This window comes from Mesorhizobium sp. WSM4823 (assembly GCF_055811195.1).
Window position 1 is genome coordinate 588,952 of the sequence record NZ_JBVVQL010000004.1, and the last position, 12,534, is coordinate 601,485.

The following is a 12,534-nucleotide window of genomic DNA, read 5'->3' on the forward strand; positions in this document are numbered from 1 at the left end:
CGAAGACGCATCTCCCCCTGCCGCAATCGCGCAGTCGCACGCCTCGTTTCGCCATAAAAGCATATTCCATGCTATAGTAGTATCTACTTCACTGCGTTCCGTAAAAACGATGAACAAGAGGGGGTTCTCGTGCATTTCAGGTCAAATTCAGTAGACGGCTATGTAATATATGCTGTCTCGGGCACAAACACTGTCTCTTTTGCTGTCGACTACCGACAGGCCGATACGGCCGGCCTGTTGGGTTTTGCGGTTGAGCGCTTCGACCCGCGGGAAGACGAGCGCTATTTCATGTACGGTTTCAAGGTGTTTCCGTCCGTAATTCCCTTTCCCAGCCAGGATATGATCGTCAGTACATATGACCAGCCTATCCAGAGCTTCGTCTGGGATGACTTCACCGCCAAACCAGGTCGCGAGTATCGCTATTTTTTTCATCCGCTGAAGGGAAAACCGCGGAATATCGACCGCAGCGCAGCGCCGGTGGAGATCGGCATCCGCACCGAGCCGCTGTTTACCAAGGGCGAGCATGACATCTTCTTCAATCGTGGCGTCGCAAGCAGTCAGGCCTATGCGCGCCAGTTCGACAACAAGGCGCCGGACAAGATCACCGACCCGGTCAAGCGCCAGGCGGCGCTCGACTGGCTGAGCCGCGATCTCGACGAGGCCCTGATCCGCTTCATAGACAGCGCGCAAGCCGGCGATACGCTGCTTGGGTGTTTTTATGAGTTCCGCTATCTGCCCGTCGTCAAAAGACTGACGGCCGCCGTCGAACGCGGGGTTGCCGTCAAGCTGATCCTGGACGCAAAGGACAACGCCCATATCGACAAAAAGACGGGTAAGCTTATCGAGAGCTTCCCGTTGGAGGACAGCAAGCGCACGGTGGCCGCCGCCGGATTGCCGGCGGACAGCGTCGCCTGCTGGCGCGCCGCCAATCCAAGCGACATCCAGCACAACAAGTTTCTGGTGCTTCTGCGTGGCGACCCCGCGGTCGCAGAAGAGGTCTGGACGGGCTCCACCAATCTGTCGGATGGCGGGGTTCACGGGCAAACCAATGTCGGGCACTGGTTTCGCAACAAGGACACTGCCTCGGCGTTCAGCAAATATTGGAGACTGCTGGCAACCGATCCTGGCTCGTTGAAGGGCGACCCAAGGGCCAAAGCGACAGCCAAAAAAGCGGCTTACCGCGAGGCGGTGATGGCGTTGCTGTCGACGCCTGGGAAGCTGTCGGACATTCCAGCCGGAGTGACGCCGATCTTCAGCCCGCGAAAGGGCGTTTCAGTTCTTGAGATGTATGTCGAGACGCTTGACGCGGCGGAATCGCTCGCTTGCATTACGCTCGCCTTCGGCGTCAACGCGCTGTTCAAATCCGCACTCGCAGACAATACGCGAGACAGCCACATCTCCTTCCTCATGCTGGAGAAGGAAGACAAGCCGGATCCGGAAAAGCCCGATGCTTTCGTGCGGCTATCCGCGAAGCACAACGTCTACCAGGCTTGGGGATCGTATTTGCGGGACGATCTCTATCGCTGGACCCGCGAGGTCAATGCCGGCATCCTGAAGCTCAACCAGCATGTCGCCTATATTCATTCGAAGTTTCTGTTAAAGGACCCGCTCGGTGCGGACCCGATCGTCATCACCGGGTCGGCAAACTTTTCCGACGCTTCGATCACGGGCAACGACGAGAACATGCTCGTGATCCGCGGCAGCGGAAGAGCTGCCGACATTTACTTCACCGAATTCAACCGTCTCTTCTTCCACTATTATTTCCGTTCTGTTCACCAGGCGATACAGGGCAGAGCCGAGGCGGCCGGCAATGCCGCCGCAGACGGGAAGGCGAGCCTTTTCCTGTCCGAAACGGATGAATGGCTCAGCAAATACAAGCCCGGAAGCTTGCGGTCCAAACGGGTCGGAATGTTCACCGTGATGACGGACCCACAGATCATCTAGGGCATGAATATTCAGGTGAGGCCGGCCTGCAAACGGCGGTTTCCTGCGCGTCCGGTACTGATGGACCCAAATGTCCGCTCCGTTCCGGTTCTCGGGACCCAAACACACCTAGTCCAAGGTCAGGGTTGGCCTTATCAACTTAACGGAATCACCGGCGAAGCCTGCTGTCACGTCACAATCGATTCATCGATCACAGGACGTGCTCTAGACGACGCCACGCTAGCGTCTCGGACTGTCGCAACCAATCCTTATGAGACGCAAAAACCGTCTCGCCACGCTGCTCCGCTGACGTCTACCCAAATGAGACGGCCATAAGCGTCTCGCTGATCCGAGCGTAGACCCGATGATTTGCGAGAGGGGTGTGACGTCGGTAAGAATTTTATTTAATTCGAGTATAATTGCACCATCATTGCGATTTTGAGTGCGAATACCTACAGTTAAGCTTCCCAACGAAATTACAGGCGAGAGAGCGCACGCGATCCAAGATATCAACGCTTCCTTCAACCGCGGAGCTTAGGCTGGCGAAGCCTGCACCCCCCGTTTGGGCTACAGCATTACTGGTGTAGCAAAAATGCATCGTACTTGCTTAATATTGAGCCTCAGTCGCGGCATCCGATATATCACGACAACTTCATGGAAATTCTGATTGCACTGCGCCGGTAGATCATTCTTATAGATCGAAAGTCGCAGACTTGGCGGGGGCGTCATGAAATCAAAGACACATGTGCGAACGGTTGCGCGGATACTGGGCGCGATCGCGATGGTCTGCGCCTGGTCGGCCAGCGCATCGGCACAAAGTTGTGCTCCTGGCGAGACGGCACATCCATTCGGTTTTACCGGCGGCCAGCAAACCATAACCGTTCCAGACGGCGTAACCCAGGCCACGGTTTTTCTCTCGGGTGCTCAGGGTGGTTCCGGCAGAAGTGGCGCCGGCACCATTGGCGGTAGCCCCAATAGCCCCGGCGGCCTCGGCGGCCTCGGCGGCCGCGTTCGCGGCACGCTTCAGGTCACGCCCGGCGATGTGCTGACCATCGGCGTCGGCGGACAGGGCTCGCAGGCTGTCAATCCTGGCGGTGTTGGGGAAGGGGTCGATGGCATTGGCGGTGGCGCAACGGATCTGCAGCGAAGCGGCAGCCGTGTCGCCATAGCAGGCGGCGGCGGCGGCGGCGGCAATGCCGGCTGGAGCACAGCCAATGCGATTGCCGGTGGCGCCGGAGGTGTAGGCGGTGGTGGGCTTGGCCTTGCAGGCGCGACTGTACCCGGTGGCACAGGGCCATTCGGTGGCGGCGGCGGCAGCGTCGGCACTGGCGGTGCGGGCGGTGCGGGTTGCGGCACATTTCCCGCTACAGCCGGCGGCGCCAACGGCGATGGCGGAGATGCCTTCAATTTCTCGGGCTCCTTTACCGGCGCCGGCTATGGCGGCGGCGGTGGCGGCGGCGCAGTCACTGGCGGCGGCGGCGGCGGTGCTGGTGTGGGCACGACCAACTGTCAGCAGAACTGGAATGGCGGCGGCGGCGGCGGTGCGGGCGGTAGCTCGGGTGTCACGGGGCTGCAATCAGTTACAATCAACAACGGTGTTGTCGCCGGTAATGGCTCAGCGCTGATCTGCTTTGCCGAGCCACGCTTCTTCGTCGGCGGCACCGGCAGCAGCGCCAGCGGTCCGGTCACTCTTCAACTGAACAGTTCGAGCGGCCCTCAGACCGTTACTGTCGCAGCCGGGGCGGCCGGCTTTACTTTCCCTACCGGATTGCTCAACGGCACCAGCTGGAGCGCCTCGATTGTCTCCAACCCGGCGCAGGAAATCTGCACGCTCCAACCAACATCCGGCACCATTGCCGGCGCCGATGTGACCAATTTGGCGCTCGCCTGCACCGCCGTGACCGTCGATATCTTGCCATCGACGCTGCCCGGCGGCGTGTCGGCGGTGGCCTATAGCCAGACCCTCACGGCCACCAGTCCAAATGGCGCAACCGCGCCCTTCAGCTTCGTCATCTCATCTGGTTTGGTTCCTGCGGGGTTAACACTATCGTCGGCAGGCATCTTGTCAGGGACGCCGAATACGCCCGGCACTTTCAGTTTCACCGTGCAAGCAACATCGGCCAACGGCTTTTCCGGCACCCGGACCTATTCGGTGGCGATTGTCGCACCGGTGATCGCGGTGGAACCCGCGAGCGTCCCCGGTGGAGTGGCCGGAACCGCCTATGGGCCGGTGGCATATTCTGCAACGGGCGGAACAGAACCTTACAGTTATACGCTGAGCGCCGGCACGCTACCGGCCGGGATGACCTTGACCGCTGGCGCACTGGCCGGGACGCCGACTGTCGCCGGCAACTTCAACTTCACCGTGACGGCCACCGACACCAACGGCTTTACCGGTTCACGGGCCTACACTTTGGCCGTCGTTGCCCCTACGATCAGCATCGAACCTGTCAGTTTTGGCAATGGGACGGCCGGCACTGCCTATGGGCCGGTGGCGCTGTCGGCTCAGGGCGGAACGGCACCCTACAGCAATGCAGTGTCTGCCGGCGCGCTGCCGGCCGGGATGACCTTGACCAATGGCGAACTGACGGGGACACCGACTGTCGCCGGCACGTTCAATTTCACGGTGACGGCCACCGACGCCAATGGCTTTACCGGCGCGCGCGCCTATGCGCTGATCGTCAACGCGCCGGGCATCGATGTATTGCCCGACAATCTGGCAAATGGAACAGCCGGCACTGCCTATGGGCCGGTGGCGCTTTCGGGTCAGGGCGGTGCAGCACCTTATACCTTTGCACTAACCGCCGGCGCCCTGCCGGCCGGGATGAGCTTGACCAATGGCCAGTTGGTGGGAACGCCGACCGCTGCCGGTACTTTCAACTTCACCGTGACAGCCACGGATACCAACGGCTTTCCCGGCGAAAATGTATACACTTTGACCATCGACGCCCCAGAAATTACCCTGGGACCGGACAGCCTTCCGATCGGAACCGGGGGCGTTGTCTATGGGCCAGCTACCTTTGCTGCAGCAGGCGGAACCGCTCCTTATAGCTATACACTGACGGCTGGCGCCTTGCCGGCTGGTGTAACCCTGACCAATGGCGATCTCACGGGAACGCCTACGGTCGCCGGCAACTTCATCTTCACCGTAACGGCCACCGACACCCACGGCTTTACCGGCGAGCGCGCCTACGCGCTGACCATCGAGGCGCCGGAGATTACACTGGCACCTGGTAGCCTGCCGACTGGCAACGTGTTCGATGCCTATAGTGCGGTCACGATAAGCGCTCAGGGTGGTACAGCGCCCTACAGCTTTGCCCTGACTGCGGGCACCTTGCCGGCGGGCCTGAGCCTTGGCGGCAACCAGATCTCCGGCACGCCAACGGAATCCGGCTCGTTCAATCTCACCGTGACGGCGACTGACAATCTCGGCTTCACCGGCCAACAGGCATATACGCTCGTGATCGAGAGAACGCAGCCGGAAGCACAGGATCACACGCTGACCGTTCTGGCCGGCACCACCGGCACGGTCGACCTCACCCAAGGTGCGGTCAATGGCCCGTTCACCAGCGCGGCCATTGTCACGCCGGCGCCAGGCGAGGCCGGCGAGGCGACGATCGTCGCTGAAAGCGGTACCTACATCCTCAGTTTTGCGGCGTCCGCCACTTTTGCCGGCGCCACCAGCCTGACCTATACGCTGTCCAACTCCGATGGCGCGTCGGCGCCGGCGACAGTCACCATCAATGTCACCGCCCGCGCGGATCCATCGCGTGATCCGGAAGTGATCGGCCTGATCCGGGCACAGACGGAAAGCACCAGGCGGTTCGCCAACACGCAGATCCGCCACTTCAACCAGCGCCTCGAACAGCTTCACAATGAGGGCGAACGGCGCACAAATTCCATTGGCGTAAATCTCGGCGTCCAAAGCGATCCGAACGATCCGGACGCCTATGCCGAGGAGATCGTGCAGAGCGATCCTGCGCTGGATGCCATCCAGCGCGTTATACCTGACGCGGCGACCAACACCGCTAGCGGTAACCGTACGGCAACAGCCGCGCAGCCGCTGCCCACCACTGCCACAGCCTATGCGCAGGACAAGCCCGGCCAGCAGCGCCAGGCGCCGGCCACCGGCACGGCGATTCAAGGCACCAGCGGCAGCGCCGCGGCCGACCCGATCGTCTCCGACAGCCCATTTGGCGAACTCGCCCTCTGGAGCGGCGGCTATGTGAATTTCGGCAGGAATGACGATGGCGCGCTCAAGCTGGAAAGCACCCTGGTCGGCGTCAGTGCCGGCGCCGATTACCGGTTCAGCCCTCAACTGACCGCCGGAGTCGGCTTCGGCTACGGGCGCGACGTCACCGATGTCGGCGATAATGGTACCGAAAGCCATGCCAAAGCCATTTCCATTGCGGCGTATGGCAGCTACCGCCCGGTGCCTGGCTTCTTCCTCGATGGGCTCGCCGGCTATAGCAGCCTGGATTTCGACAGCGAGCGTTACGTGACGGGGACGGGCGACTTCGCATCGGGAACACGCAGCGGCGACCAGATCTTCGCCTCGCTCTCGGCCGGCTATGAATATCGCCAGGACGGGCTTCTGATCTCGCCTTACGGGCGGGTGTCAGGCTCGCGCTCCAGGCTCGATGGTTTTACCGAGACCGGCGCCGGCCTCGACAATCTGACCTTTGGCGAGCAGGAGATCGACACGCTGTCCGGCACGCTCGGCCTGCGGCTGGAAAAGGCAATGCCCATGGGCTGGGGCGTGCTGACGCCACGCCTGCGGCTGGAATACACGCATGATTTCGAGGGATCGAGCCGCGCCAGCATGGGCTATGCCGATCTCGGCACCTTGCCTTATGGGTTCGACGTCGAAGCTTTCTCGCAGGATCTGCTGTCGATCGGCCTCGGCTTTGACGCGCAGATGGGCGATGGCTGGAATTTCGGCATGAATTACAGCACCGTGGTCGGTACCGATGGCGACAGCCAGGATCACACCGTCTCGGCCAAGTTCGGCATCCGGTTCTAGTGTTGAGATCGGCCAACCGGTCTCAAGGCGCTAGCCGTATACTGATCCGAGTATAGGTGCCTACCGTGGCTCCGATGACAACGCCTCAGGAATAAATGGTCCCGTCCTGCGGCGTTCCGCCTCGCGTGACGCCACGCCGCTTTGACCGTTTGGCGCATCCAGCCTATCTTCCTGCTATAAGCAGCAGCCGGAGCCCACCATGGACCCGCTCATCCTTTCGCGCATCCAGTTCGGCGCGAACATCTCGTTCCATATCCTGTTTCCGGCTATCACTATTGCACTTGGCTGGGTGCTGCTGTTCTTCAAGCTTCGCTATAACGCCACGGGCGATTCCGCCTGGATGCGTGCCTATTTCACCTGGGTAAAAGTGTTCGCGCTGTCTTTCGCCATGGGCGTGGTTTCGGGCGTCACCATGAGCTTCCAGTTCGGCACCAACTGGCCGGGCTACATGGAAACCGTCGGCAACATAGCCGGCCCGCTGCTCGCCTATGAGATCCTCACCGCTTTCTTCCTTGAGGCAGCGTTCCTTGGCATCATGCTGTTCGGCTTCCGCCGTGTCTCCAACCGCATCCACACGCTGGCGACCGTGCTGGTGGCCGGCGGCACCACCCTGTCCGCCTTCTGGATCATCGCGCTCAACTCGTGGATGCAGACGCCGGTCGGCTTCGAGATGCGCGACGGCGTCGCCCACGCCACCGACTGGTGGGCCATCGTCTTCAATCCATCCATGCCTTACCGGCTCATCCACATGCTGCTTGCCTCAGGCCTGACGGTTTCGTTCCTGATCGCCGGCCTGTCGGCGCTGCGCTATCTCTATGGCGACCGCTCGGAATCGATGTGGAAGGCATTGCGCACCGGTGTCTTCACTGCGGCGATCCTGATCCCTATCCAGATCTTCGCCGGCGACCAGCACGGCCTCAACACGTTGGAGCACCAGCCGCAGAAGATCGCCGCCATGGAGGCCAACTGGAACACCGGACCAAACGTGCCGTTGGTCCTCTTCGCGCTTCCCGACGAAGCGGCTAGAGAGAACAAGTTCGAGGTCACCATCCCCGACGGGGCCAGCCTCATCCTCAGGCACAGCGCCAGCGGCGTCGTGCCGGGGCTGAACGACTATGTCGGCAACCATCCGCCTGTTTTCCCGGTGTTCTGGGCTTTTCGCATCATGGTCGGCACCGGGGTCTTGATGCTCGTCGTATCCTGGTCCGCCGCCTTTTTCTTGAAGCGCCGCCACAGCCTGCCGAAACTGCTGGCCCTGGTGATGGTACCGATGGCGCTGTCCGGCTGGCTGGCGACGCTAGCCGGCTGGTACACCACCGAGATCGGCCGCCAGCCCTGGCTGGTGACCGGCGTGCTCAAGACCGTCGATGCCGTCGGCCCGGTCGCCGGCGGCCAGGTCGCGCTGTCGCTTGCGGTCTATCTCACCCTCTACGCGCTGCTTCTGATCGCCTATCTCGGCGTGCTGGTGCATCTGGCGCTGAAGGCGGCGAAGGATGGCGACGTCTCGCCGCTGCCGGGTGTCCTCAACGCGCCGCTGTCGCAGCCGGTTGCCCAACCAGGAGAACGGTGATGACCCTCGTCGACTGGCCGACATTGCTCCCCGTCATCTTCGCCGGCCTGATGGGCCTTGCAATCCTGATCTACGTCATTCTCGACGGCTTCGATCTCGGCATCGGCATCCTGTTCGCGGTCGCCGAAGACGCCGAGCAGGACACCATGATCGCCGCGATAGGTCCGTTCTGGGACGCTAACGAGACCTGGCTGGTGCTGGCCGTCGGCCTGCTGCTGGTCGCTTTCCCGCTGGCGCACGGCACCATCCTCACCGCGCTCTATATCCCCGTCTTCCTGCTGCTGGTCGGTCTCATCCTGCGCGGCGTCGCCTTCGACTTCCGCGCCAAGGTGCCGGCCGGTCGGAAGCATCGCTGGAACCGCATTTTCTTCCTCGGTTCTGTCATCGCCTCGCTGGCACAAGGCTATATGCTGGGCATCTATGTGCTCGGCCTGGATGTCGGCCTCGGCGGCATCGCCTTTGGCGCGCTGGTGGCGCTCTGCCTTGCGGCGGCCTATGCGGCGATGGGCGCGGCCTGGGTCATCTACAAGACGGAAGGCGAATTGCAGAAGAAGGCGGTGCTCTGGTTGCGCAGTGCGCTGGTGCTGACCGCACTCGGCATGGTCGCCGTTTCGCTGGCGACGCCGCTCGCCAGCCCGCGCATCTTCGACAAATGGTTCGTCTGGCCCTCCATGCTCTATTTGTCGCCGTTGCCGGTCCTGTCGGCGATGCTGTTCGGCTGGCTATGGCGGCAGACCTTTCATTTACCCAAGGCAGACGACCGCCATGCGTTGATACCGTTCCTGACGCTGGCCGCCATCTTCACGCTGGGCTTTGCCGGGCTTGCCTGGTCGTTCTATCCCTTCGTCGTGCCCGACAGGCTGACCATCTGGCAGGCTGCATCCGCGCCCGAAAGCCTTGCCATCATCCTGGCCGGCACGGTGGTCGTGCTGCCAATCATCATCTTCTACTCCTTCTACGCCTACCGCGTTTTCGGCGGCAAGGCGACGGATCTGACCTACGATTGACCGGCAAGCGCCGCGATCCGGCGGTGTTCCATGACCCTGCGGAAACAGAATATTCACCTTCCGCGGCAATAACCCTTCTTCGACAGAGTCCCGCCCACTGCTGCACGGGCGAGAAGAAGGACAATGCAATGAGCGGTGTCCCCGTCGCTTCAGCCAGACAGCATCGGCTGGCCTCGGCCCTGATCCGTATGATCGCTCTGATTGTGGCGCTTGCCTTGGCCGGCCTGCTGCCGTCGCTGCAACAGGCGCGTGCCCAGGAGGCAGCCGACTGGACCGGTGCCAACTGGACCGGCGTTTGGGACACGAAATGGCGCGGCGGCGGCGCCGAGATCACGTTCGAGCAGACCGGTGCCGATGTAAAGGGCATCTACCCGCTCTACAACGGCCGCATCGAGGCTAAGGCTGAAGGCGGAAATCTTGTCGGACGCTGGTTCGAGGGCGATCGCCAGGGCGCTTTCCTCTTCGTCCAGTCGCCCGACGGCGAGAGCTTCATGGGACGTTTCGAAACTGCCACGGCCGAATGGTGGACAGGCGTGCGCGTCAGCGCCGTCGAGGACATCCGTGTCGACCAGACCAGCCCGATGACGACCATGCGCTCGTTCCTGCAGGCGATGAACGAGAGCGGCGCCGACAATGTACCGCGCGCGACCGGCGGCGGCATGGGCCTCGCCGGCCGGGCGGCCGGGTTAGTCGATGTCGCCGAGGCCGACCGCGGCGGCCTCAACATGCCCGACTACACCAAGCTTCTGTTCAATGTCATCGACAATGCCACCTTCCGCCTCTGGAGCCTGCCGCATGACGCGATCGCCGGCGACGAGGTGAGCGCCAAGCTCCAGCAATATGGCACCAACGCCGCCTTCGACGTCACTTTCCGGCGCAGACAAAGCGAGTGGTTCATCGTCGGGCCGCCGTCCGGCCTGCTCCAGGCCAAGCTCGCCCAATTCCAGGCGGCACGCGGCGAAGCCGTCGATTGGGTCGACGATCCAGCCAAACTGGCCTCGCCACGCGATACGTTCAAGGTGCTGCTCAGCGGCGTCACCGAGGCCGGTAACATGGCGCAGGCGGCGCTCAATCTGCGTGACTACAACCCCGCCGTGCGCGCCGACGAGGCGGTCCTTCTCGAGCGCTATCTGAAGAAAGTCATCGATCGTATCGGCTATGTCTATTGGCAGGAAATTCCGGACGACCCCATAAGCAACACGCCCTATGTCTATTTCGAGCATCCGTCCGGCAACATAGTCGTCGGGCCGGTCGAGACGGATCCCGCTGGCACCGGCAAAGGCAAGATCTGGCAATTCACGCCCGAGACGCTCGCCAATATCCGCACGCTCTATGCCGATGTGGAAGAGGTCCCGGTGGCGCCGGAATTCGCCGCTTTCGCCAGCACCGACCCGTTCTTCGCCACGCGTGGCCTGGCCCGCGAGATCAGCCCCCGCCTGCTCACCCGCGCCGGACCGATGGAGCGCTGGCAATGGTGGATGCTCGGCCTCGCAGTGCTGGCCGGCGTTGTCTTCGGCTTCATCGCCAATGCGGTCATTTCCTTTTTCACGCCCAGCCAGAACCGCTCGCAGCGGTCGGGTTTCCTGCGCGTGGTCGAATGGGCGGTGCGTTCGATCTTCCTGGGCCTTTTCCTTTTGGTGACATTGCGCCCGCTCGGCCTGCCGCAGGTGGTCGCAGCACCCGTGAAGGCCGTGGCCTGGAGCCTGATCGTGATAGGTTTCGTACCGGTGATCTGGCACCTGATCGGCAGGATCGCCGGTCGTTACCGTAGCATGTGGCAGGTGCCGGGCTATCACGACACGCTGATTTCGCTGACCACCGGCGTGGCGCGCGTGGCCCTGCTGATCGTCGCCTTCCTGCTGTTGGCCGAAGTGCTCGCAATTCCTTACGAAGGTGTCATCGCCGGTCTCGGCATCGGCGGCCTCGCCGTGGCGCTGGCGGCGCAGCCGACGCTGCAGAATTTCCTCTCCGGCCTGACGCTGTATGCCGACCGGCCGGTCAGCGTCGGCGACTTCTGCAAGTTCGGCGGACAGTCGGGCACCATCGAGCATATCGGCATGCGCTCGACCCGCATAAGGTCGCCCGACCGCACAATCATCTCGGTGCCGAATTCGGATTTCGCCGGCATGCAGATCGAGAATTACGCGCATCGCGACCGCACCCGCTTCGCGACGACGCTGCAACTGCGCTACGAGACCACACCCGATCAGTTGCGCTATACTTTGGCCGAGTTGCGCAAGCTGCTGATCGCGCATCCGCGCGTCATCGACGACCCCTGCCATGTGCGCTTTATTGGCTTCGGCCCCTATTCGCTCGACATCGAGGTGTCCACCTATATCATGACGGCGGACGGGTCCGAGTTCCTCGCCATACGCGAGGACATCCTTTTGTCCATCATCAACATCATGGACGATGCCGGCACGCAGTTCGCCTTTCCCTCGCAGTTGGAGTACACGGCCGCCGATCTGCCGGCCGACGAGGAAAAACGCATCGCTGCGGAGAAAAGGGTCCGCGACTGGCGTGAGGCGGAAAACCTGCCGTTCCCCGACTTCAGCCAGATCGAGAAGCTCTCTCTCAACAACACCTACGCCTATCCACCGCAGGGCTCGGCACAGTACCACGAAATGAAGCCCGCCCCGACATCGACTGCGGCCGGAGCGACCCGGGAAAAGCTGCGCTGGAGCCTGCCGTGGAAGAAAGGCTCCTAGCTCGGCGCTACTGTCTCTCCCCTTGAGGACCTCGAGGGGAGATGTCGCTGAAGGCGACCGAGGGGTCACCGCGCGTGGAGCACCCGTTTCGTCTTTCCTCGATATGTCCGATCGCGTCGCGCCAACCGAACCGACCCCCGCCTCGAAAGCTTCTGCATCGCAGCAGTGCCGGCACTTCTACCTCTGCGGAGCAGCGCACAACAACTGCGGATGCAATGACCTGCCGGTCAACATGAACTTCATCGTCGATCCTCCCTGTCGGCGCCCGGCGACCGCTTCGCGGGGGCGGATGCGGTCGCCGGG

The 12,534-nt window shown here is 62.4% G+C and carries 5 protein-coding genes; all 5 read left to right on the plus strand.

The window, feature by feature from the left end:
• Nucleotides 1-237: 237 nt before the first annotated feature.
• The 5 genes from AC0L26_RS14875 to AC0L26_RS14895 all read left to right on the plus strand — a co-directional run bounded on the left by AC0L26_RS14875 (nucleotide 238) and on the right by AC0L26_RS14895 (nucleotide 12,231).
• Nucleotides 238-1,944, plus strand: coding sequence for a phospholipase D-like domain-containing protein (locus AC0L26_RS14875; protein WP_473633188.1), 1,707 nt, complete (start codon nucleotides 238-240; stop codon nucleotides 1,942-1,944).
• A gap of 706 nt (nucleotides 1,945-2,650) precedes the next feature.
• A complete protein-coding gene (locus tag AC0L26_RS14880; RefSeq protein WP_473633189.1) occupies nucleotides 2,651-6,946 on the plus strand; it encodes a putative Ig domain-containing protein in 4,296 nt (1,431 codons plus the stop codon).
• A gap of 199 nt (nucleotides 6,947-7,145) precedes the next feature.
• Nucleotides 7,146-8,516 carry a cytochrome ubiquinol oxidase subunit I gene (locus AC0L26_RS14885; protein ID WP_473633190.1) on the plus strand — a complete coding sequence of 457 codons (1,371 nt, stop codon included), beginning with the start codon at nucleotides 7,146-7,148 and terminating at the stop codon, nucleotides 8,514-8,516.
• A complete protein-coding gene (locus AC0L26_RS14890; protein WP_473633191.1) occupies nucleotides 8,516-9,523 on the plus strand; it encodes a cytochrome d ubiquinol oxidase subunit II in 1,008 nt (335 codons plus the stop codon). Before AC0L26_RS14885 ends, AC0L26_RS14890 begins: the two co-directional genes overlap by 1 nt.
• Nucleotides 9,524-9,651: 128 nt before the next feature.
• A complete protein-coding gene (locus AC0L26_RS14895) occupies nucleotides 9,652-12,231 on the plus strand; it encodes a mechanosensitive ion channel family protein (protein ID WP_473633192.1) in 2,580 nt (859 codons plus the stop codon).
• Nucleotides 12,232-12,534: the final 303 nt, after the last annotated feature.

Bases quoted from the DNA above. Each gene is read 5' to 3' on its own strand.
- AC0L26_RS14880 (WP_473633189.1), top strand. From the start codon at position 2,651: ATGAAATCAAAGACACATGTGCGAACGGTTGCGCGGATACTGGGCGCG.
- AC0L26_RS14885 (WP_473633190.1), top strand. From the start codon at position 7,146: ATGGACCCGCTCATCCTTTCGCGCATCCAGTTCGGCGCGAACATCTCG.
- AC0L26_RS14890 (WP_473633191.1), top strand. From the start codon at position 8,516: ATGACCCTCGTCGACTGGCCGACATTGCTCCCCGTCATCTTCGCCGGC.
- AC0L26_RS14895 (WP_473633192.1), top strand. From the start codon at position 9,652: ATGAGCGGTGTCCCCGTCGCTTCAGCCAGACAGCATCGGCTGGCCTCG.